This is a genomic window from Rhizobium sp. P1_E6 (assembly GCF_056405875.1).
In genome coordinates this window covers 1-1413 of the sequence record NZ_JBFUBG010000272.1, presented here as the reverse complement: position 1 = coordinate 1413, position 1413 = coordinate 1, and the positions used below count along the sequence as shown (strand labels likewise).

Genomic DNA, 1413 nt, shown 5'->3' with positions numbered 1-1413 from the left:
GATCTGGGGATCGGCATCATATTTCCCGCTTTCCCGAAGCGACACCATCGCGATCTCATGACAAACACCATCGCTCCTGTATGGGACGGCAACGAGACTTGGCTTGTCATGGGCGGTGGGGGGCTGATGGCCGTTTTCCCGCCCGTCTATTCGATCGTGCTTCCAGCGCTGTACCTCCCGATCATCATCATGTTGATCAGTCTGATCTTTCGCGGTGTCGCTTTCGAATTTCGATGGCGAACAAGGCCGGGCTCCCATCTCTGGGACATAGCGTTTTGGTTGGGCTCGTCGCTCGCGGCGATCATGCAAGGCATCACGCTCGGCACGTTGATCCAGGGCATCAAGGTCGAAAACCATGCCTTTGCCGGTGGTCCCTGGGATTGGCTAACACTTTTTTCGGTCCTATGCGGGCTTGCCCTGCTTGCAGGTTACGCCCTGCTTGGAGCGACCTGGCTGAATCTGAAGACGTCAGGTGACGTGCAGGCACGGTGCCAATCGTTGGCAAAGCCTCTGACAATCCTGCTGCTTGCGTTGATCGGCGTCGTGTCGATCTGGACCCCGTTCATCAACGAGATCTACTTCCAGCGATGGTTCCAATGGCCCACCGCCTTCTTCTCTTCGTTCGTGCCGCTGTTGTTGGCGATCTGCTCCTACCTTGTGCTGACGGGGCTTCGGCAAGGAAAGGATCTTCAGCCCTTTCTGGCGACGCTCGGCTTGTTCGTTCTGAGCTACATAGGCCTGGGGATCAGCTTTTATCCCTACATTATTCCGGGAGCGCTCACGATACGGGAGGCGGCAGCCCCGCTCACCTCCCTGCAATTCCTTTTGGCGGGGACAGCGGTCCTCATGCCCACCATCCTGAGCTACACCGGATACGCCTACTGGGTTTTTCGCGGCAAGGTCCGACCGGAAGACGGCTATCATTGAGCGAAAGTGCAACGGTCGCAGGCTTGGCCGGCGGCCGATGCTGGAAGAGGTCAAGCCTTATGGCGCATTTTGAGGGAATTATGACTTTTACTGAACCGCGGCACTTATGGAATAATCCTGATCAGCAATTCGGTTTGCGAGCGCAACAAGGCACCGACATGGCCACGAAGATCTGCGAGGGAATGTCGAGTTCCACGCGCATCGACTGGCCAGTTCAATGCGATCGGACGTCATTTGGGATCAGCAGCAGGAATCTTGGCACCGGCGGGTTGAGTGATCTTGTCTTTGAAAGCAGATCGAGATGAGAAAGTTTTTTTCTCGTGCCGGTTACTTCGTCGGGCTTTGGCTGGCTGGCGTCGGATCGGTGGCGATCGTCGGCCTGATCATCCGCGCCATGCTGCATTGAGCCTTGAATGGATGGTGCTGATAAGAAGAGTTCACTGATGACCATGGTTTCTGGCGATCCCTTTATCGACACAGTATGGC

The 1413-nt window shown here is 56.2% G+C and carries 2 protein-coding genes; one reads left to right on the top strand and one right to left on the bottom strand.

The features are described 5' to 3' along the window. Positions 1-927: cytochrome d ubiquinol oxidase subunit II (gene cydB / locus AC1D35_RS36145; RefSeq protein ID WP_477942823.1), on the top strand; the 927-nt coding region annotated here is incomplete at its 5' end. Positions 928-1141: 214 nt separating this feature from the next. Here the strand turns inward: cydB and AC1D35_RS36140 are convergent. Next, positions 1142-1413, bottom strand: a 272-nt coding sequence (locus tag AC1D35_RS36140) for a hypothetical protein (protein WP_477942821.1), incomplete at its 5' end; no start/stop codon positions are given.